This window comes from Streptosporangium nanhuense (genome assembly GCF_059358815.1).
In genome coordinates this window covers 228,038-247,389 of the sequence record NZ_JCADBG010000011.1, presented here as the reverse complement: position 1 = coordinate 247,389, position 19,352 = coordinate 228,038, and the positions used below count along the sequence as shown (strand labels likewise).

17 protein-coding genes are annotated in these 19,352 nt (G+C 71.7%); 13 read left to right on the top strand and 4 right to left on the bottom strand.

The features are described from left to right. Positions 1 to 27 precede the first annotated feature (27 nt). The 3 genes from AC5L38_RS22500 to AC5L38_RS22490 all read left to right on the top strand — a co-directional run bounded on the left by AC5L38_RS22500 (position 28) and on the right by AC5L38_RS22490 (position 4,805). Entirely contained in the window at positions 28 to 3,450 is a 3,423-nt protein-coding gene (locus tag AC5L38_RS22500) for an ATP-binding protein (RefSeq protein ID WP_495244796.1), read from the top strand. 373 nt (positions 3,451 to 3,823) lie between these two features. After that, entirely contained in the window at positions 3,824 to 4,198 is a 375-nt protein-coding gene (locus AC5L38_RS22495; RefSeq protein ID WP_495244795.1) for an STAS domain-containing protein, read from the top strand. Between the two features lie 205 nt (positions 4,199 to 4,403). Then, a complete protein-coding gene (locus AC5L38_RS22490) occupies positions 4,404 to 4,805 on the top strand; it encodes an ATP-binding protein (RefSeq protein WP_495244794.1) in 402 nt (133 codons plus the stop codon). A 313-nt stretch (positions 4,806 to 5,118) separates the two neighbouring features. On the opposite strand, the gene AC5L38_RS22485 is transcribed toward AC5L38_RS22490, so the two are convergent. Next, a complete protein-coding gene (locus AC5L38_RS22485) occupies positions 5,119 to 5,391 on the bottom strand; it encodes a GlsB/YeaQ/YmgE family stress response membrane protein (protein WP_495244793.1) in 273 nt (90 codons plus the stop codon). A 443-nt stretch (positions 5,392 to 5,834) separates the two neighbouring features. On the opposite strand from AC5L38_RS22485, the gene AC5L38_RS22480 reads away from it, so the two are divergent. Further along, positions 5,835 to 6,293 (top strand): STAS domain-containing protein, encoded by a 459-nt coding sequence (locus AC5L38_RS22480; protein ID WP_495244792.1) that lies wholly within the window; start codon positions 5,835 to 5,837, stop codon positions 6,291 to 6,293. A gap of 202 nt (positions 6,294 to 6,495) precedes the next feature. Here the strand turns inward: AC5L38_RS22480 and AC5L38_RS22475 are convergent, their stop codons facing one another. Then, on the bottom strand, positions 6,496 to 6,771 hold the full coding sequence (locus tag AC5L38_RS22475; RefSeq protein WP_495244791.1) for a DUF2795 domain-containing protein: 276 nt from the start codon (positions 6,769 to 6,771) through the stop codon (positions 6,496 to 6,498). Between the two features lie 580 nt (positions 6,772 to 7,351). Between AC5L38_RS22475 and AC5L38_RS22470 the strand changes: the two genes are divergently transcribed. From AC5L38_RS22470 to AC5L38_RS22460, 3 genes are read left to right on the top strand one after another with little or no spacing between them, the layout of a single operon-like run. Beyond that, positions 7,352 to 8,113: a hypothetical protein gene (locus AC5L38_RS22470; protein WP_495244790.1), complete on the top strand. Its 762-nt coding sequence runs from the start codon at positions 7,352 to 7,354 to the stop codon at positions 8,111 to 8,113. Next, a complete protein-coding gene (locus AC5L38_RS22465; RefSeq protein ID WP_495244789.1) occupies positions 8,110 to 8,511 on the top strand; it encodes a phage holin family protein in 402 nt (133 codons plus the stop codon). The genes AC5L38_RS22470 and AC5L38_RS22465 overlap by 4 nt, the downstream gene beginning before the upstream one ends. Then, positions 8,487 to 9,182, top strand: a complete 696-nt coding sequence (locus tag AC5L38_RS22460; protein ID WP_495244788.1) for a DUF3618 domain-containing protein — start codon at positions 8,487 to 8,489, stop codon at positions 9,180 to 9,182. Before AC5L38_RS22465 ends, AC5L38_RS22460 begins: the two co-directional genes overlap by 25 nt. 258 nt (positions 9,183 to 9,440) lie before the next feature. On the opposite strand, the gene AC5L38_RS22455 is transcribed toward AC5L38_RS22460, so the two are convergent. Together AC5L38_RS22455 and AC5L38_RS22450 are read right to left on the bottom strand one after the other, a co-directional pair. After that, positions 9,441 to 10,478, bottom strand: a complete 1,038-nt coding sequence (locus tag AC5L38_RS22455) for a patatin-like phospholipase family protein (protein WP_495244787.1) — start codon at positions 10,476 to 10,478, stop codon at positions 9,441 to 9,443. A 561-nt stretch (positions 10,479 to 11,039) separates the two neighbouring features. After that, complete coding sequence (locus AC5L38_RS22450) at positions 11,040 to 13,319, bottom strand: hypothetical protein (RefSeq protein ID WP_495244786.1); 2,280 nt, start codon at positions 13,317 to 13,319, stop codon at positions 11,040 to 11,042. Positions 13,320 to 13,962: 643 nt separating this feature from the next. Here AC5L38_RS22450 and AC5L38_RS22445 point away from each other — a divergent pair. From AC5L38_RS22445 to AC5L38_RS22420, 6 genes are all read left to right on the top strand, one after another. Continuing rightward, a complete protein-coding gene (locus tag AC5L38_RS22445; RefSeq protein WP_495244785.1) occupies positions 13,963 to 14,115 on the top strand; it encodes a hypothetical protein in 153 nt (50 codons plus the stop codon). Continuing rightward, a complete protein-coding gene (locus tag AC5L38_RS22440) occupies positions 14,112 to 14,702 on the top strand; it encodes a TetR/AcrR family transcriptional regulator (RefSeq protein ID WP_495244784.1) in 591 nt (196 codons plus the stop codon). Before AC5L38_RS22445 ends, AC5L38_RS22440 begins: the two co-directional genes overlap by 4 nt. 339 nt (positions 14,703 to 15,041) lie before the next feature. Further along, a complete protein-coding gene (locus AC5L38_RS22435; protein WP_495244783.1) occupies positions 15,042 to 16,037 on the top strand; it encodes a helix-turn-helix domain-containing protein in 996 nt (331 codons plus the stop codon). Between the two features lie 214 nt (positions 16,038 to 16,251). Then, a complete protein-coding gene (locus AC5L38_RS22430; protein WP_495244782.1) occupies positions 16,252 to 16,695 on the top strand; it encodes a hypothetical protein in 444 nt (147 codons plus the stop codon). A gap of 114 nt (positions 16,696 to 16,809) precedes the next feature. Next, complete coding sequence (locus AC5L38_RS22425) at positions 16,810 to 18,009, top strand: PLP-dependent cysteine synthase family protein (protein WP_495244781.1); 1,200 nt, start codon at positions 16,810 to 16,812, stop codon at positions 18,007 to 18,009. After that, positions 18,006 to 19,280, top strand: a complete 1,275-nt coding sequence (locus tag AC5L38_RS22420) for an MFS transporter (protein ID WP_495244780.1) — start codon at positions 18,006 to 18,008, stop codon at positions 19,278 to 19,280. The genes AC5L38_RS22425 and AC5L38_RS22420 overlap by 4 nt, the downstream gene beginning before the upstream one ends. The last annotated feature ends 72 nt before the right edge of the window (positions 19,281 to 19,352 follow it).

Genomic DNA, 19,352 nt, shown 5'->3' with positions numbered 1-19,352 from the left:
AACCGGGCGGCTACGATGTGCGGCGTCATGGTCTTGATCAGGGTGCTCGGCTCCTTCGCGGCGGAGGCCGGCGGCGTCGCGCTCCCCCTCGGGGGGCCGCGGCAGCGCGGCGTCCTCGCCCTGCTGGTGGCCGCGCGCGGGCAGGTCGTGTCGATCGACCGGCTGATCGACGATCTGTGGCGCGGCGAGCCGCCCGCCAGGGCCGTGACCTCCCTGCAGGCGTACGTGTCCAACCTGCGGCGGCTGCTGGAGCCCGGACGGCCGCCGCGGGCTCCCGCCCGGCTCCTGGTCAGCGCACCTCCCGGGTACGCGCTGCGCCTCCCGCCGGAGGCGGTGGACGCCTGGCGCTTCGAGGACCTGCTGAGCGAGGCCCGCGCGGTCACGGCCGACGACCCGCCGGCCGCCAGGGCCCTGCTGGCCGAGGCGCTGGGGCTGTGGCGGGGACCGGCGTTCGCCGAGGTGGCCGACGAGCCGTGGGCCGCCGGCGAGACGGCCCGCCTCGGCGAGCTGCGGCTGGCCGCGCGGGAACTCCACGTGGCGGCCGGCCTGTGCGCGGGAGACGTCGCCACGGTGGTGCCCGAGGCCGGGCGGCTCACCCGCGACGAGCCGTTGCGGGAGGAGGGCTGGCGGCTGCACGCCCTGGCCCTGTGGGGCAGCGGGCGGCAGGCCGACGCGCTGGCGGCGCTCCGCCGCGCGCGGGAGACCTTCGCGACGGACCTCGGCCTCGATCCGGGCCCGGAGCTGGCCGCACTCGAGGAGGCGATCCTCGCGCAGCGCGTGGAGGTGCTGCGCGCCTCGGTGCCGGGGCCGGGGGAGCGGCCGTCGGTTCTCCCGCGCGAGAGCGCGCCCGCCCGGCCGTCGCCGGCCGCGATCGCGGTGCCGCCGCGCGACCCGGCCCGGGGCACGGCCTCGGTCACAGCCTCAGGCGCGCCCGCGGCTGAGCCGTTCGTCGGGCGTGACGCCGAGCTGTCGGCGTTGGTCGCGACCGCGGCGGCCACCACCGCGGGACCTCGGGTCGCGCTGGTGACGGGGGAGGCGGGGCTGGGGAAGTCCGCCCTGCTCGGGCGGCTGACCGAGCGCCTGGAGCAGGACGGCTGGCTCGTCGCCACCGGCCGCTGCCCCGACGCCGAGAGCGCCCCACCGGCGTGGGCCTGGGCGGAGGCGTTGCGCGGGGTGGCCGAGAGCGTGCCCCCGTCCGGGGAACTCGCCACCGACCTCGTACCGCTGCTGACCGATGCGGCGGGTACGGGCGGTGCCGACGCCACCGAGGGGAGGTTCCGGCTGCACCGGGCGGTGTGGTCCTGGCTCGCGGCGGTGGCTCGGGAGCGCCCGCTGGCCGTCGTCCTCGACGACCTCCACTGGGCCGACGCCCAGACCCTCGCGATGCTGAGCGGTGTCGCCGAAGTGCGTGCTCCGCTTCTCCTCGTGGCCGCCTACCGCCCCGACGAGATCGGCGGGCAGCTCACCGAGGCCCTCGCCGTCCTCGCCCGGTCCGCGCCGCTGCGACTTCCCCTGGCCGGGCTGCCCGAGCGGGCCGTGGCGGAGCTCGTCCGCGGGGTGTGCGCCACCGACGACGCGACCGTGGCCGCGCTGGCCGAGCGGACCGGCGGCAACCCCTTCTACGTGCGCGAGAGCGCCCGGCTGCTGAGCAGCGAGGGCGCCCTGGTGGCACTGTCCGACGTTCCCGAAGGGGTACGGGACGTGCTGCGGCGCCGGCTCGCCCGGCTTCCCGAGCCGGCGGTCGCCGTGCTGCGGCTGGCGGCGGTCGCCGGACGGGAGGCGGAGGTGGACGTGCTCGTGGGCGCCGCCGACACCGACGAGGACGGCGTGCTGGACGCGCTCGAGGCCGGTCTCATCGCCGGGCTGCTGGTCGAACCCGGTCCGGGCCGGGTCCGGTTCGTTCACGCGCTCGTCCGGGACACGCTCGTCACCGACGTGAGCCGGCTGCGGGCCACCCGGATGCACGGCCGGATCGCCGCCGCCCTCGACCGCGCCGGCCTCGGCGACGATCCGGCCGGGCTCGCGGCGCTGGCTCATCACTACGGCCGGGCGGCGTCGGCGGCGACCGCGGCGAAGGCCGTGCGGTACGGCGTGCGGGCCGCCGAGTCGGCCGAGGCCCGGTACGCCCACGACGTGGCCGTCGCCCTGCTCACCGACGCGGTGGCGAGCTTCGACCGGATCCCCCGCCAGGACCGCGATCCGGGCGAGCGCGTCGACCTGCTGGGCAGGCTGCTCCGGGCCCAGGTGCGGGCCGGCGCGGTCGCGGCCGCCCGGGAGACCCGGCGGCGAGCCGTGGAGTTCGCCGAGTCGGTCCGGCGCGACGACCTGATGATCGCCGCGTTCACCGCGTGGACCGAGCCGACCCCCTGGCAGACCCGCCCGTACGGTGTCGTGGACCGGCCCATCGTGACGCGGCTGAGCCGCCTGCTCGCGCGGCCCGATCTCGATCCGGGGGACCGGTGCCGGTTGCTGGAGGCCTACACCCATGAGCTGATCGGCGAGGCCGATCCGACGGCGCGCGCCGCCGCCGAGGAGGCTCTCGCCCTCTCCGCCACCCTCGGCGACCCCCGGCTGAGGGCATCCGCGATCGCGGCCCTGCTCCGCGACCAGGACGGCCTCGAACTGCCCGGACGGGCCGAACTGTGCGTGGAGCTCACCGGGATCGGCATCGAGCACGACCTGCCCGCGTACCGCGTGGCCGGGCTCCTCGCGCGGGCCGGCGCGGCCGCCGCGACGAACGACGTGCCGGCGCTGCGCCGGCTGATCGGCGAGACGCTGGAGCCTGCCCGCGCCTACCGGATGGCCGAGGCGGTCGGCGCCTGCGAATGCGCGCTGGCGATGTTCGCGCACATCGAAGGGAGGTTCGACGAAGCGGAGCGGCTCTACACCGAGACGGCCGAGCGGATGGCCCGGCACGGCTCGCTGCACGCCGCCGGCTACCTCCAGCTCGCGCTGGCCGCCGTCCAGGCGTCGCGCGGACGCGTCGCCGAGGTCGTTCCCGCCGCCCAGGCGCTGCTCGACGACCACGGCCCGTTCTTCGCCGATCTGCTCGCCGTGGCGCTGGCCGCCGCCGGCCGGACCGGGGAGGCCCGGCGGATCCGCGAGCGGGCCGTGGCGATCCGCCCCGACTTCTTCTTCGCGCTCTTCGCGACGTTCCGGGCGACGGCCGTGGTGGCGCTCGGCGAACGGGACGCCGCGGCGGAGCTGTACGCGATCCTGCTGCCCCACCGGGACGGCCCGCCCGCCGGAGCCACGAGCCTGTCGCTGGCCCTGCGCCCGGTCGCGCACGCGCTCGGCGAGCTGGCCCTGCTGCTGGGCCGCGACGACGAGGCGGCCGGCCACTTCGCCCGATCGGCCGCCGTCGCCGAGCTGTGGGGTGCGACGCACTGGGCCACCGAGGCGCGCGAGGCCCTGGCGTCCGCCGCCCCGCGGCCGGAGCGGAGGCAGTGATCGCGGTAGGTGATCGGCCCGGTATCGACCGGCCGAACAGCCGGCTCGTCCACACGCCCTTTGAAAAAGCCCTGGACGAACGCCCGGACGCCCGAGCCGGTCATGCCGCGGTGTCTTTCTGCCGTATCCCTCGTCGACACGTCGAACGCCGGCGATACGATGACGGCGATGTCCTAGATGACCTGGTGGGTGGGATTCATCTCGTTCGCCGGCTACGAGCAGGTGCCTCATCGGGAAAACCGTAAGATGGCCGGTCCCGGCCGTGACACACCATGATCGTGACTGGTCGCCGGTCCGGCCTGATCGACAACACCGCCGTCCTGGTCCCGGGTGCCTCGCTCCCGTTCTCGTCTCCGTCGCCGAAGGCTCCTCGATGACCTCTTCCGTCCAGCTCGACTCCCACCCCGATCCCAGCCTGCCCAGCGCCCTGATCGTGACGCTGGGCGGTGAGCTGGACTACACCAACACCACCCAGCTCCAGCACCGGGTGCTGGACCTGCTGGAGGGCGGTCACCGTCACCTGGTGCTGGACGTGGGCGCCTTGACCTTTTGTGACTCCACCGGCGTCAGGGTCTTCCTGGCCTTGCGCACCCTGATCACCGATCGCGGCGGCGTCGTCGTCCTGAGCGACCTGCCCCCTCAGCTGAGCCGGGTTTTCGCGATGACCGGGCTGGCGGGGTACTTCACCCTCCGGCCCACCCGCGCCGACGCTCTGGCCCTGCTGCGTGTCTCACCCTCTCCGTCATAGAAGGGATCTCATCCCTTCGCGACGGGCCGAAGCCGCGGTTCACGTCCGGCCGCTCAGGTGGAGCGCTCCCACCGATAGGTGATGGTTACGCCGGTCCGGGCGGGTAGTTACCCTGATGTCGTTCATCATCAATGATCTGGTTCTGGTAGGCGCGTCGGTAGCCCCCCGGTGAAGCCACAGACGGCGTTCACGGAAAGGGACGGACGTGCACAGCCAGCAGCACGGCCGCTGGCCGATCAGCGATGACCTGGTCGGTTTACGACGGCACCTGTATCACCACGCCTGCCGGGCCGGGCTGGCCGGAGTGCGACGCGACGACCTGCTGCTGGCCGCCAACGAGGCGGTCATCAACGTGCTGGAGCACGGTGGCGCCACCGGCACCGTGAGCATCCGCTACGACACCCAGGCACTGACCGTCGACATCGTCGACGCCGCCGGACGTCTGCGCCCCGAGCACGCCCGCCGCGAGCGCCCCGGCCCGGGTGCGGTCCGCGGGTTCGGGCTGTGGCTGATGGGACACCTGTGCGACGAGTTCACCATCGACCGCGCCGGCGCGGGCTCCCGCGTCCGGCTGCGGATGTACCTGCGTCCCACACCGGGCGGCTGAGGCGTCCTTCGCGCGCGGTGAGCGTGAACTTACCCGCCGGCCTCAAGCCGAAGGCCGTGTCGCGCTCCACCTGCCGCAGGGCGCATACCGCCCCTTTCACGTTCTCCTCGACCTCGAAGTGATCCGTCATGCGGGCCAGGTCGAAAAGCCGCGTCACATTCCGGCCGCGCGAAGCGGCCGAGGAGCGTGATCGGTGCCGCGAGGCGCATCTCAGGCGCCGGACACGCCACTGGCCTCGGCCCGAGGGTCTCGGGCCGAGGCCAGTGGCGTGCCGGTGAACGCCGCTTTCGCGGAAGCGGCGTAGGCCGGTCGGCTAGCGGGCGCCGCGCCTGCCGTACAGGCCGGCCACCAGGACCACGCCGACGGCGGCCAGGGCGATCTGGATGACGATCTCGAGCCAGTCGACGCCCTCGGTGTTGCCCACTCCCAGCGCGTTGGCGAGGAAGGTCCCGATGAGAGCGGCGACGATACCGATCACGATGGTCAGCCAGATCGGGATGTTCTGCTTCCCCGGCACGACCAGCCGTCCCAGGGCGCCGATGACGGCTCCGATGACAATGGCGATGATGATGCCGGTGACTGTCATGTCCACACTTCCTCATTGGTCGGTTGCCGGTCGTCTGCCCGGGGAAGGAGGTGTGATGCGTCACAAAACGATCACATCGGGAAAGGCGCAGGCCGGTGGCTCGCCCGGCGACACCGACGGGGGACGCGGCCCATGCTGTGACCGGCACCGACGCCCCGCAACCGGACGACAACCGCAGGAGCCGGTGCTCACACGCCGGCTGGGAACGATCGGGGCCGCAGGCGGCCCGGCCGGGTGAGGCCACGCCGGACCGCGGCGATGTCCCCGCTCCCGCTCGTCGATCACACCGCCCTCGCGGTGCGGCTCGCGCCGGACGCCCTCACCGCGCCTGGGCTGCCGAAACACCCGAACCTCCTGGAACCGCGCTCGTGAAATGGACGCCGCGTGCAACAACCGGGACAATGACCACGTTGAGATGGGCATGACCGCGAGGGGGTGGCGTCATGCCAGGTGATCGGGCCGCGCCGCAGGTGCAGAGCTGGCGTGTGGGTTCGGTGCGGGTGCTTCGCCTGATCGGCGAGCTGGACGCGGTGACGGTTCCGGCCGTGGCGGTGAAGCTCGACGAGGCGCTGCTCACCTTCGAGGACCTGTTGCTGGTCGTCGACCTCACCCAGGTGACCTTCATCGCCTCGGTCGGGGTGGGCGCCCTGGTACGGATGCGCCTGGACGTCCAACGCCGCCAGGGGCGCTTGATCGTGGTCCTTCCCCCGCAGGGGCGGGCGCGTCGTCTCTTCGAGCTGACCCGCATGGTGGATCACTTCGAGGTTCGCCTGACGCTGCCCGAGGCGGTCGGCGCCCTGCGACAGCGCCGGCCGCATCCCCTTCTCCCCGAGCAGATAAGGCCGGCTCCGGAGTCGACACCGCCACCGACCCCGATTCCGGGGGGCCCTGCCGACCGTTAGGCGCGAGGGGATCGACAGGCGGCCGCAAAGGGGTCACGGCGAGGTGATGGGCTGCGATCGCCGCGGCGATGTCATCAAGGGCCGGCACCTCGCCGACCTGGCCGGTGGCGATGGCGGTCGCGGGCATCGCGAAGCACTTCGAGCCCGGCTCGTCCTGGGTGATCACGGCCTTCGCGTGAAGAGCCATGATCACCCGCCGGTCTCAGCCCTGTCCGGTTTCCTCCTTGCCGTACCCGAGGGTCTGCGCCACGTCGGCCAGGGTGGCGAAGGTCTGCTCCGGCAGTGATCGCACCGCTTCGAGCACCGCCTCGGGTGCGCCTTGCTCCTGGGCTCGCGCCAGCAGGGTGGCGCGGTCGGCGGGGAAGGCGTCGGCGCCGCTGATCCAGCGAGCCAGTTCGCTACGGGCCCGCACACCTTGCGGGCTGATGCCCTGCGGCGTGCCGGGTTCGTGGCCGGGCGGCCGCGATGTCGATGCCATTTGTTCTCCTTCGATGTGGCCGTGAAACTTTTGTTTTGTTCCTGAGCTCTCGGATCGGGATTCGAATTCCGGATGGGCGTCCCGTGGTGGTTTCACTCCTTCGGTGACGCCTCTCTTTCGTCCGTGAACGAGCTTTTACCCGCTCCCCAATGGACAAACATTCGCGGGAGAAGCGCATGGCCCGCCGCTTCGATATGCCTTCGCGACCTCGCCGAAGAGGCTGCCGCCCATCGGCGAGGTCGCGTGCCGGGCGCACGGAGCGGCCGAAGGGCATGGTCGGTGCGGCGAGGCGCCCGCCGGGTCGCCCTGATCGCCCGGCGTGCGCCGACAGCGAAGAAGTGGCTGGTGACGGTCGGTGGGTGGCGGGTCCAGCAGCGACGATCACGGCACCGGCCCTCGGGGGACGGGTGCGAGCGGGGCGAGGTGACAGGAAAAATAAAATTGCCGAAGGGCAGCTCAAGGGACGAAAAACATCGGAAACAACAGATCTTCAAATAACTTCCGGGTGTTTTACGAGTGGAACGGCAGGTGAGGGTAATTGCCTTCTTAATCGAAGATGCACAACTTTTGGAGGGCATCGATGAGTGAGTATCCGACCGGCGCGGGGGAGCGTCCGGGCCAGAGCCGAGAATTTCAGGACAGCCCTCAAAGCACGGTTCAGCACGCCAGGTCCGCCGCCGGGGAGGTGGCCGACACCGCCAAGGGGCAGACCAGGGAAGTGGCCGCGGAGGCCGGGCAGCAGGCTCGCCAGGTCGTCGATCAGCTACGTGGCCGGGTCGGGGATCAGGCCCAGCACCAAAGCCGACGCGCCGCCCAGGGGATTCGCCAGTGGGCCGAGGACCTGGCCTCGATGAGCGAGGGGGCCAAGCCCGACTCGCCGGTGTCCGGTGTGGTGCGGCAGGTCGCCGACGGGGGGCAGCGAGCGGCCGACTACCTGGACCAGCACGGCCTGACCGGAGTGGTCCAGGAGGTTCAGAGCTTCGCACGCCGTCGTCCTGGAGCGTTCCTGGCCGGTGCGGCGGCCGCCGGTTTCCTCATCGGCAGGATCGCCAAGGCCTCGGGAGGCGCGACCTCCACGGCCTCGGGAGGCGCGACCTCCACGGCCTCTCCCGAGACCGGGAACGACGGCTCGCACGCGCCGGGTGCCTCGGCTCCCGGTCCGGCGGCGACGGCGTCACCGGTGCCGCCCCGGCCGCCCGTAGCGGTCCCGGACCAACCGCTGACGCAGCCGCCGGCCGAGCCGTACCGCACGCGACCGATCACCCCGCAGGAACCGCGGGAGGAATTCGACGGCTTCGGCGCCCCGGCCACGCCGGGAAGACCGGGCGGTGAGATCCGATGACCTACCCCGGCCCCGAGGCACGGGAGCCGTCACTGGGGGAACTGGTCGGGGAGATCGGTGAAGACCTCTCCAGGCTGGTCCGCCAGGAGCTGCTGCTGGCCAAGGCCGAGGTGCGCGAGGAGGCGACCAAGGCGGGCAAGGCGGCCGGCCTGCTCGGCGGCGCGGGATTCGCCGGATACATGGTCGCCGTCCTGGTGACGCTGGCCGTCGTGTTCGGCCTGGGAAACGTCATGGATCTGGGCTGGGCCGCGCTCATCGTCGCCGTCATCTGGGCGGTGGCCGGCACGGTCTTGTACGTGAGCGGGCGCGCCCGGCTGCGCGAGGTTTCCCCCACGCCGGAACGTACCGTTGAAACCCTCAAGGAGGATGCGCGATGGGCGCGGGACCTGACGAAATAAGGGCCGAGATCGACGCCACCCGGGCCGAGCTGGCCGCGGACGTGGAACGTCTGGCCGATCGCACCAGCCCGGCACGGATCGCGCGCCGGCGTACCGAGACCGTGCGCCGAGGCCTGCGGTCGGTGCGCGAGCAGGTGATGGGGACCCCCTCCCACACCGCCCACGCCGCCCACACGGTCGGCCACCAGGCCTCACACGCCGTGAGCGGTGTCCGCGACACGGTCTCCGAGACGGCCTCGAACACGGCCGGCACCATTCGCGACGTCGCCTCCGACACCGCCGACACCGTCAAGCAAGGAGCCCAGCAGGTGAGCGAGGTTGTCCAGAACACGCCGCGACAGGCGATGCGCGGCACACAAGGTAATCCGCTGGCGGCCGGGATGATCGCTTTGGGCGCCGGCCTGCTGGCGGCGACCCTCATTCCCAGGACCAAGGCCGAGGAACGAGCCGCGGGCCAGCTCATGGAGCAGGCCGACGGCGTGATCCAGCCGGTCAGGCAAGCGGTGCAGGAGTCGGCCCAGACCCTCGGCCAGGAGGCCAAGGAAGCTGCCCGGCAGGCTGCCCAGCAGGTCAGGGAGACCGCCACGCAGGCCGCGCACACCACCGGTGACCACGCCCGCGAGCAGGCCCAGCAGGTGAGCGAGCACGCCCGTCCCGCCGGTCAGCAGTAGATCGAACCGGCAGACCCCGGCGCCGCCGCCCCGTCCGCGGGGATGGCGGCGCTCCGACGGAGGCGGTAGCCCATGTCACGCCACGACACCCGACGATCGGACCCCGGCCCCGGACCAGAGGACCGGGCGGCTCCTCAGAGCCCGGCCGAGCTGCCCGAACAGTCGTGGTGGGCGGTGCTCAAACGCACCGCCAAGGAGTTCCGGCAGGACAACCCGGAGGAAGGCCGGCCGGTCAGGGCCGGTGCGCGCCGGTCGCGCCTACGGCATGGCGGTCAGCCGGCCGAGTGGTCGCAGCAGCTGGTCGACGGCCGCGCGGCCGGCTTCGAGCGCGGCCTTGAGGGGTTTGCCGTTGCGGGTGAGGCGGCCGACGCGCGGGGCGTCAGGCCCGGGACGCACGGACAACACCGCTGGGGTCCGGCTGTCGGCGGGCGGGGTCACCGGTGGCACGGCCTGGTCGTACTGCGCGAGCAGCGCGTCGTCGTGCAGCAGGCGGTGGCCGCGGGTGAAGAAACTTCGGTGCAGTGCCTCCGGATGGTTCCGCAGAACGGTCGCGGCGACCAGGCGTGCCCCGTAGGACGGGCGCGCGCCGGGTCCGGCGGCCGGCGTTCCGATTCCGGCCGGAGGCGCGGGACGGGACCGCAGGACGAGGACATGGCTGGCACCCTGTGCCAGGGCGGTGCGGTAGGGGATGGACTCCGCGAGTCCCGCGTCGTAGTAGAGCCGCCCTCCCAGTTCGATGGGCGGGCCGGCGAGGAACGGCAGTGCGGCACTGGCTCGCAGTGCCAGCCGCAGTTCGACGGGACCGGTCAGGTGCGGGCGCAGATCGGTGGACCGCCCGGTGCGGACATCGGTGGCGAGCGGGTGATACTCGACGGGGTTGGCCAGGACGGCGTCGAAGTCCATCCGGGCCACCTCGATGTACAGATGCTCGACGAGGTTGTGCACATCGACCATCGGCCGGCCGCGCAGCAGGTTGGAGGGGCGGATCATCGCTCTCGCGTAGACGGGTTCGGCCCAGCCGGTCAGGTGCTCGGGAGTTCCGCTGAGCAGCCAGGCCGCCGTGATGGCCCCCGCCGACGCTCCGTAGATCGCGTCGAAGGCGTGTGTCAGCCCGCTTTCGTGCAGGGCGAGGGCCATGCCCGCGGAGATCGTGCCGCGCATGCCGCCGCCTTCGATGGCCAGGGCCACCCGGTGGCCGTCCCGGCGCTCACCCGGGCGGCTGCCGCGGCGGATCCGGTCGGCCAGGACGCGCAGCACCTCATGCCGGCCAGGCTCGGTCACAGGTTCGTGTTGCATATGCCCTTCTCGTTTCGCGGCGCCGGTCATGATATCGGAGCACCGCCGCCGGACAGGCAGGAGCGGGCCCGGACCCGGATGCCGCGGTCGGGTTGGACGGCTGTCCAGGTGACGGACCCGATCCGTCCCCCCGTCCTTGGTGGCGTCGCATGACGGTGACGTGGTCCGGCCAGGTGACGAACTCGCGCTGGGCTTGTCCGCCCGGCAGGATCGACACCGAGCCGCACCTGCCCCGCGGCGGCTCGGTCCACAGCCACACGCCGACCGCTCCGGGCAGAGGGGCCGGCCACGACGCAGGCTGAGCCCGGCCCGGTGGACACCGGGCAGGTATGCCCGGGTGATCGCCTTACCCCGGCGTCCTCACCGCACGCGGGTTCTCCTTCGAAACGCGCCAGCCGAAACGCACCGGCCGAAACGCGCCAGCCGAAACGCACCGGCCAAGGACGATGACCCTCACATGCCCGTCGCGTCGGCTTCGCCGAGGACAGGCTCGCTCTTCGCGACGCGACCGCGGCCGGCACCGGCACCGGCACCGGCATCGGCACGAGGACGAGGACTGCCTCAACGTCGCTTCGGCGCTCCGCGGTAGGTGAGGACCTTGTCGCCAGGGCCGGGGTACGCCATGATCAGCAGCCGTTGGGTGCCGTTCTCCTCGCCCTTCCAGGGGAACCAGGCGAAGTGCACGCGGATGCGGTAGTTCCCCGTGCGGCCGTTGAGTGACAGGTCCGGCAGTTCGGTGCCGCTCAGGCCGTCCATGAAGATCATCTCGCCGCTCTGGTTGGCGAAGCCGACCTCGACGACGCTGTCCCACCCTTTGGTCTCCACCGGTGGGCGGCGCGTGTAGGTCTCCAGCGTGACGCAGACGTGGAAGTCGGAGTGCGTGCCCACCCTCACGTAGCCGGGCCCGGCGCTGACCGGGCCGGAGCTCGTGCCCCTGTACTCGCCCTCGCCGGTGAAATCGTCGTACAGCTCCAGCCCCACCTCGGGCCACTCGGGCTCCTTGAGGCGGATCGCCCTGGCGGGTTCGATCAGGGGGCGGTGACGCGGGGTGGCGTCGCACTTGCGCCGCTCCTCGGCCATGGACTCGTCGAACTCGCGTTCCTCGGCGGCCGCCTCCGCCGTGACCACCGCGTTCGCGGCCGGGCAGATGTCGGCGAGCACCCCCTCCAGGGAGCGGACATCCACCCCTTCCGCCTCCTTCAGGCGGGCCAGCTCGCGCGGATCGTCGCGGGTGTAGGCGGCGCACAGGCGACGGCCGTGGGCGAGCAGCACCTGGTCGGGCGCGGTGGCGGCGAAGGGGAGCGCCTGCTGCCGGCGTACGGCGCAGACGAAGGCGCGCGGGCCGGTGGGCGGCGGGGGTTCCACGGCCTCGCCGTCCGTCTCCCGGGGCCAGGGAGGCGAGCAGTCCTCGGCCGTGGTGATCAGAGCGCGTGCCTGGTCGGCCGCCGGCAGGAAGCACAGGGCCACCAAGACGGCCGGCGCCGCCGCGAGCACGTGGTGGCGCGGGCGGGCGGCGGGCGGGGTGCGATACAACAGGAACAGGATGAGGGCGGAGGTGGCGAGCGCGGCGCTGTACCACAGCGGGGTGAGCCCGAAGAGGATCTCGTTCTTCTCGTCCGGGGCGAACAGCCCGTCCGGGTACAGGGCCAGCCGCTGCTCGGCCATGTCGGGGATGAATCGCCAGTCCGTCTCGGACGTCGCCGTGAGGGCGGTGATCACGCCCGCCGCCGCGGTGAGGGTCAGGGCCCGCGTCGTGACACGCAGCAGCCGCCTGCTCCTGCGCACGACCGCGACCAGGATCAGTACGGCCGGGGCGCCGACCCCGACGAGCATGTCCAGGGCGACCCATGACACCGTCGCCGGGTAGCCCACGTGCCCGTGGAAGAGGTCGTCGACCGCGCCCCGGGGGCCGATCCACGCGGGCATGCCGTCTGAGAGGTTGACGGCCGCGGGGATCAGCGGGAGCACCACGGCCACGGCGGCCAGGGGCCACGCCCGCGCGGGCGCGAGCGGGACCGAAGGCGCCGCGGACGGTACGGGTGCCGGGACGCCCAGTTCGTGGGCGGAGCGGGCCTGCCACGCCATCCCGAACACGCTCAGGGCGCTCAGGACCATGACCAGCAGCAGGTCGTAGTCGATGCCCCAACCGCCGAACGAGATGATCGAACCACCTCCCGACGACAGCAGTGCCAGCGCCGCCGAGGCCCAGCCGATCCGCACGGTGCCCCGGCTCCAGCGCGCGTCCCTGGCCTGGCCCGCCAGGACCGGCACCAGCCACAGCAGGTGGACGGCGTTGCCGAGCTGGTACGGAGGGACGAACTGCATGACGGAGAACTGGCCGAGGCCGTAGGCGACGGTGGAGGCCGTGCTCATGGCGGCGTTCACCAGCCCGGCCACGAGCCCGAGGAGCCGCAGCCATCTGGGCAGGACACCGGCGAGGACCGCGAAGAACAGCCCTGCGACGGCGAACTGGAGCAGGTCGGGAAGCAGGCTGAGCCACCACCGGTAAGGGATCAGGCTGTGCAGCAACGAGCAGGCGACGCTGATGTACAGAGCCGCCCGCAGCAGCCGGACCGGTCTGTCGTTGGCCGCCGCCGCCCCGGCCGGCCGCCCGCGCAGCACCTGCCAGTAGACCCACCCCTGCAGGACCCCGCCCGCGACCATGAGGAGCTCCACCCACCAGGTGTAGGGCACGAAATCCGAGCCCCACCCCCCGGTGACGATCGAGCGCAGCAGGGCGGGGTCGCCGGTGGCCAGCGCGCGGACGCCGGCCACGACGACCACGGCCACGTAGACGGCGGCGAGAGGCGCGGCGATTCTGCCGAAACGGTAGCGGCGCACGGGAACACCCTCGGGCACGAGCGGACAGGATCCGAGCAAGGGCGCCCAACCCTAGCGAGCCACCCTGAAACGATCAAACGGCCGAAGGCCCGTCACCGGGCAGGCGGGAACGAGCCCGGGGTGGTGCGGCGAGCCCGCACCCCCCCGGGCCGCAGACGGCGACACGCCCTGAGGGGGCCGCCACGTCGCCCGCCCTGGAGCCATTACGGCCGGCAACGCAACTGCCGGACGAGGCGCCTCTCGCTCACACTTCTTCTTGAGCGGACGCTCAAAAGCATTGTATGCTTCGCGTATTGAGCGATCGGTCAAAAGTGCCGCGAGAGGAAAGGCGTATGGAGCCGTACGTGAAAGCGCGAAGACAGGCCGAGCCGCATCGGCTCCGGGACCTGCGCCTCACCGCCATCGACCATCGGGCCCGTGCGGAAGGGAGAAGCGCGGCGGTTCGGCGCCACGACGGTCTACAGCCCCGAACGCGGCCGCGTCGCGGGACCACCTCGGCACGCACCAGCGCCTGGCCACCGACCACAGCGGCGTCCTGATCATCCGCCCCGGCAGCCACCGTTTTCGGAAGGGCCGGGCGGACGCCCGGGTGCCGCCCCTGACCGGAGGTGAAGCCGTCGCCTGAGAATCGCATGACGAGCAGGTGGGACGCTTTCGCGTCCAGGTCGTCGTCTCCCGTCACTTCTTCGGGCCGTTCCTCGGCCACGAGGGCTCCTGCGGCACCGAACACCTCGACGCGGCCGCCCACGGTGTACGCACCGACTCGCGGCCGGTCCGTAAGGAAGCACGAGTATGAGCCAGGACACGCGGACGAAGCTTCTCCTCGGCGCGCTCATCACGCTCGCCGAGCAGGGCATCGCCAAGACCTCCGCCCGCAACATCGCCGCCGCGGCCGGGGTCAACCAGGCACTGATCTTCTACCACTTCGGCAGCGTCGACGAACTACTGATCGCCGCCTGCCGCTACGGCGTCCAGCAGCGGGTCGCCGTCTACCGCGACCGCCTCGATGAGATACGCACCCTGGGCGACCTCCTGGTGCTGGCCCGGCAGCTGCATGCCGCCGAGCGTGACGGCGGCCATGTCGCCGTCCTGGCCCAGCTTCTGACCGGCGCGCAGACGCAGCCACAGCTGGCGCCCGTCACCGCCGCCGGACTCGCGCTGTGGACCGAGGAGATCGAGCGGGTGCTCGAACGCGTACTGGCCGCCACCCCGCTCACCGAACTCATCGACATCACCGGACTGGCCAAGGCCGTCTCCGCCTCCTTCATCGGCCTGCAACTGTTCGGAGGCGTCGACCCGGCTGGAGCCGAACACGCCTTTGCCGCACTCGACCAGCTCGCCGCCCTGATCACCATGGTGGAAGGACTCGGCCCGCCCACCTAGCCCGCCATCCGCTTCCGGCCGGCTCACGGACAGATGCCCACACCCGGCCACGACGAAGGCGATCGGTGAACCACGACCGACCCGAACACGAGGAGCCGACACCCCTCACCCGACAGTCGCCAAGATCACGCGCCCGGCGCCACAACTCCGCCCAGGTTCTTCTCCGCGCCCTTTCACAACGGTCAAGATCCTTCTCAACGCTGAACAAAACGGCCTCCAGCGCCATCTAAATATCTCCCCCTCGACCGGATCGATCCCTGGGGTCGCGGGGGCATTCGCCAGCGCCGGATCCCGTACCCCGCATCTCCCCGTGACCCTCTAGAACACAGGAGGTTCCCGTTGACAGATCTGGTCTTTCACAGCGGCGCCCTTCCCGTATCCGAGCGGTTTTCCAGCTGGTGTGAGCTGGCCGCCACGGCGCTGATCCCGGCCACGATCAAGTCCGAGCACCGAGACGACTTCCACGCGTCGATGCGACTGCGAGCGTATGGGCCGGTGCAGGTCAGTACGGTCACCTGCTCGGCCCTGACCTCTACGCGATCTCCGTCCCTGATCCGCCGCAGCGACCCCGACGTGTACTTCCTCGCGCTCGTGCAACAAGGAATCCTGGGATTGGCCCACGCCAACAGGGAAGTGGGGCTGAGCGCGGGAGATCTCGTCTTCTTCGACTCCTCGAGCCCCTTCAGTGCCCACATGATCCGCCCGACACTGTGGGCTCGAAAAGTACTGGTCACGATCCCGAAAACGCATCTTCCGCTCTCGCCGAAGAGAATCGAACCACTCCTGGGTGTCCGCCTCGGCGACAGCGACGGCCTGTGCGACATCCTCTCTCGCCTGGTGACCCACGCGGCTCCTCCCGCGCGCGCCGAGACCGCGGACAGTTCCCGGTTCGGCGGTGCGCTACTGGATCTGCTGTCCGTCCTTCTGGGGCACGTGGCGGGCGACGCGCCGGTGCCCCCCGAGACACGCCACCACGCGTTGCTCCTGCGGATCCGGGCGTTCATCACCGACAACCTCGGCGACCCGCACCTGACACCGCAGATGGTCGCGGAAGCACACGGCGTCTCCCGCCGCCAACTGAACCGGCTGTTCCACAACGAGGATCTGCCGGTGGCCGCTTGGATACGGCAACGCCGCCTCGCTCAATGTCACCGCGACCTGGCCGACCCGGCTCTGCGATCACAGGCCGTACACGTCATCGCACGCCGCTGGGGGTTCACCGACGCCCCCTCCTTCACCCGCGCGTTCCGCGCCGGCTACGGCATGACACCGATCGAACACCGGCAGGCCGCACTCCATGCCGCCAGGCCCGCGAACACGGGGAACCCGGCCTGAAAGATCAATGACTTTTTCACCGCGTCATCTCAGACTCGAAAACGTACCGGACGTCGTTCATGCCAGAGAGGACCACTTTGGAAAACCGGCGCAGGTCCACCCCTGCGGGGCCGTCGCAGCCGCTCCGCGGGCCTGCCGCGCCCCGGGCATTCCAAGAGCGCCGAATCGCACCCTGAAGTCGAGTGGTCACGCACGGTAATGTACGTTTGTGGTCATGATCGTGTCGATGCGGCGGGTCGCGCGGCGCGGAGGCTTCGCCTTCACGCTGTGCCTGACCGTGCTCGGCATCGTCGTGCTGCTCCATCTGGCCCTGTACGCCGCCACTCACGCTCATGCGGCGCATCACCACGCGCCCGGCGCGCAGACGGCGATCTCCGCCGGCGGCTCGAACGCCGAACCCCCCGCCGCGGTGCCGAGCGAGCACGCGCCGTGCCCGAGCCTTCCCGTCGATCATGATCATCGCCTGTGCGGTGCGGCCGCCGGGGCACAGATCACCGACGTGCGTCCTTCGCTGCAGACCGGTTCCGCCGCCGGCGACGCGATGAGCACCGAGGAGGCGTCGGCACCCTCGCCGCCGCCCGCCCGGCGATCTTCGCGGCCGGCGTGCCCGCCGCCAGGAGCCGCGCTCCTCGTCCTCAAATCCGTTTCCCGCGTATAGAGCCGGCCCACCGGGCCGCCTGGCAACGACTCAACCTCGACACGATCGGCGTGAGCCGTCGCTTCCGCGTGCCCAAAAGCGAGTCGACCACATCGCAACCATGGGAAACGGATCATGACACACACACTTAATTCATCGCAGATCGACACCGCCTCACTCGGCCGGCTGATCACCGGAGCCACCTGCCACACTCCCGAGCACATGGTCGGCAACACGCCGGTGCTCTGGGTCCCGGAACTCGCCTCGGGGTGCGGGCACGGATTCTGGGCGAAGCTCGAGGGCGGAAACCCCGGCGGGATCAAGGACCGTTCCGCGCTCTACATCGTCGAGCGGGCGCGCGAGCGCGGCCTGCTGCGACCGGGAGCGCCCATCGTGGAATCCACCAGCGGAACCTTCGGGCTGGGCCTGGCCCTGGCCGGCATCGTCCACGGCCACCCGGTGACACTGGTGACCGACCCGGGCATGGAACCGCTGATGCGACGGCTGCTGACGGCCTACGGGGCCCGCGTCGTCATCGTCACCGAACCGCACCCGGTGGGCGGCTGGCAGCAGGCCCGACGGGCGCGCGTACGGGAACTGCTCGGCGAGCACCCGGACGCCTACTGCCCCGACCAGTACAACAACCCCGACAACGTCGCCGCCTACACGGGACTGGCCGTGGAACTGGCCGGTCAGCTCGGGCGGGTCGACGTCCTGGTGTGCGGCGTGGGCACCGGCGGCCACAGCGCCGGCGTCCATCGCGGACTCCGGCGTTTCTACCCCGACCTGCGGCTCGTCGGCGTCGACACGGTCGGCTCGACCATCTTCGGCCAGCCCGCGCGCTCCCGGCTCATGCGCGGCCTGGGCAGCAGCATCCACCCGCGCAACGTGGCGTACGAGGCCTTCGGGGAGGTTCACTGGGTCGCGCCCGCGGAGGCGGTCTGGGCCTGCCGGCGGCTGGCCGCGCTGCGCTACGCCACCGGCGGCTGGAGTGTCGGCGCGGTGGCCCTGGTGGCGTCCTGGCTGGCTCGCGTGCTGCCCGGCCACACCCGGATAGCGGCGATCTTCCCCGACGGCCCGCACCGCTACTTCGACACCGTCTTCAACGACGACTACTGCGCCGAACACGGCCTGCTCGGCGCACCGCCGGCGACCGACCCCGACGAGATCACCCATCCGGCCGAGCGCGAGCTGACGCGCTGGACGCGATGCGCGACCGTGCTCGACCCGGCAGATCCGGCCGCCTTCCCGGGAGGCGGCATCGAAGGGGCACGCCTTACCGAGGGGGCACGCCTTACCGAAGAGGCACGCCTTACCGAAGGGGCGCGGCGATGAAAAGCACGCTGGCCCTGGCCCGCTCCTTCGACCGGCCGGTGAGACTGCTGCTGGTCAACCAGCTCACCATCAACACCGGCTTCTACATGCTGATGCCCTATCTGGCCGGTCACCTGTCGGGAACGCTGGCGCTGCCGGCCGCGCTGGTCGGCCTGGTCCTGGGTATCCGCAACCTCAGCCAGCAGGGCATGTTCCTGGTGGGAGGCACCCTCGCCGATCGAGTCGGCTGCAAACCCATGATCGTCGCCGGATGCGGGTTGCGTACGGTCGCGTTCCTGCTGCTGGCGGTGGCCGATTCCCTCCTCGTCCTGGTGGTCGCCTCGGCGTTGACCGGGTTCGCCGGGGCGCTGTTCAACCCGGCGGTACGGGCCTACCTGGTCCGGGAGGCGGGCGAGCGCAAGGTCGAGGCGTTCGCCGCGTTCAACGCCTTCCAGCAGCTCGGCATCCTGGTCGGGCCTCTCATCGGCCTGGTGCTCAACGGCATGGCGTTCAAGCTTGTCTGCCTCGTCGCGGGACTGATGTTCGCCGCCTTGACGGTCGCCCAGATGCGGGCTCTGCCGGCGCAGGCCAAGGAGCGGCAGGAAAGGCGGGCGGTGCTGCTCGACTGGCGCGAGGCGCTCACCGACCGCCCCTTCCTGCTGTTCTCCCTGGCCATGATCGGCTCCTACGTGCTGAACTTCCAGGTCTACCTGAGCCTGCCGCTGGAGATCCGCCGGGTGACGGCCGGCGACCTCGGCGTCACGCTCATCTTCGTGGTCCCCGGCCTCATGACCGTCGCCGGCCAGGCACGAACGACAGCGTGGGCGGCCCGGCGCCGGCGGCCGCCCCAGGCCATCACCTGGGGACTCGTGCTGATGGGACTGGCCTTCACCCCACTGGCGCTGGCCGCACCTTTCGCGAGCGCGGCCACCACACCGGTCGGCGGCATCACCCACGCTCTCCTGCTGCTTCCGGTCCTGGGGGCGGCGGTGCTGCTCAGCCTGGCCACCATGATCATTTACCCGTTCGAGATGGCGACCATCGCCGCCTTCGGCGGCCGGCACACGGTGGGTACGTACTACGGCCTCTACAGCACCCTGGCCGGAGTCGGCATCGCCGCGGGCAACCTGCTCACCGGGTGGGCTCTGGACCTGGGCATGCGGGCCGGCGTGCCGAGCCTGCCGTGGCTGGCCCTGGCGCTGATCGGCCTCGGCTGCGCCGCCGCCGTCAACGCCCTGGACCGATCGGGACGCCTGGCGCCCTCACCGCCAAGCGCCCAGGCGCCGACGTAGCACCGTCCGAAAACCCCGATGAGACCCTGAGCGCGACGGAAGACTTCGAGCAAGCGGGCCCGCCCGATGGCG

Coding starts and splice junctions, on each gene's coding strand:
- AC5L38_RS22500 (WP_495244796.1), top strand. CDS start 28: ATGGTCTTGATCAGGGTGCTCGGCTCCTTCGCGGCGGAGGCCGGCGGC.
- AC5L38_RS22495 (WP_495244795.1), top strand. CDS start 3,824: ATGACCTCTTCCGTCCAGCTCGACTCCCACCCCGATCCCAGCCTGCCC.
- AC5L38_RS22485 (WP_495244793.1), bottom strand. CDS start 5,391: ATGACAGTCACCGGCATCATCATCGCCATTGTCATCGGAGCCGTCATC.
- AC5L38_RS22480 (WP_495244792.1), top strand. CDS start 5,835: ATGCCAGGTGATCGGGCCGCGCCGCAGGTGCAGAGCTGGCGTGTGGGT.
- AC5L38_RS22475 (WP_495244791.1), bottom strand. CDS start 6,771: ATGGCATCGACATCGCGGCCGCCCGGCCACGAACCCGGCACGCCGCAG.
- AC5L38_RS22470 (WP_495244790.1), top strand. CDS start 7,352: ATGAGTGAGTATCCGACCGGCGCGGGGGAGCGTCCGGGCCAGAGCCGA.
- AC5L38_RS22465 (WP_495244789.1), top strand. CDS start 8,110: ATGACCTACCCCGGCCCCGAGGCACGGGAGCCGTCACTGGGGGAACTG.
- AC5L38_RS22460 (WP_495244788.1), top strand. CDS start 8,487: ATGGGCGCGGGACCTGACGAAATAAGGGCCGAGATCGACGCCACCCGG.
- AC5L38_RS22455 (WP_495244787.1), bottom strand. CDS start 10,478: ATGCAACACGAACCTGTGACCGAGCCTGGCCGGCATGAGGTGCTGCGC.
- AC5L38_RS22440 (WP_495244784.1), top strand. CDS start 14,112: ATGAGCCAGGACACGCGGACGAAGCTTCTCCTCGGCGCGCTCATCACG.
- AC5L38_RS22430 (WP_495244782.1), top strand. CDS start 16,252: ATGATCGTGTCGATGCGGCGGGTCGCGCGGCGCGGAGGCTTCGCCTTC.
- AC5L38_RS22425 (WP_495244781.1), top strand. CDS start 16,810: ATGACACACACACTTAATTCATCGCAGATCGACACCGCCTCACTCGGC.
- AC5L38_RS22420 (WP_495244780.1), top strand. CDS start 18,006: ATGAAAAGCACGCTGGCCCTGGCCCGCTCCTTCGACCGGCCGGTGAGA.